This is a genomic window from Shigella sp. FC1661 (assembly GCF_001712525.1).
GTDB classification, from domain to species: domain Bacteria; phylum Pseudomonadota; class Gammaproteobacteria; order Enterobacterales; family Enterobacteriaceae; genus Escherichia; species Escherichia coli.
In genome coordinates, this window is the sequence record NZ_MDGW01000562.1 from 1 (window position 1) to 205 (window position 205).

A 205-nucleotide genomic window follows, 5' to 3' on the forward strand; every position below is an offset into this window, starting at 1 on the left:
GGATGATGTCGCTGTTGCTGACAGTGGTAATACGTTGACGGGGCAATATGTAGTTCACTGCATACCGGTCCGACCCCGTACAGCTTACGCAGCTTATCCAGCAGTGGCATCACTTTTTCCAGAGGCGGTCGAACTCCGCCTTCGCAAAATAAGCGGAAGCCTGGCGAAGGATATCGTTACTGCGGCGCAGTTCACGATTTTCACG

At 53.2% G+C, this 205-nt stretch carries 1 pseudogene and 1 other annotated feature; the pseudogene reads right to left on the reverse strand.

Going from position 1 to position 205, the window contains the following annotated elements:
* Positions 1-205, reverse strand: a pseudogene (locus BFF42_RS28020) (IS3 family transposase); the annotation flags it as partial.
* Positions 39-155 (reverse strand) — a sequence feature (AL1L pseudoknot). It overlaps the preceding pseudogene by 117 nt.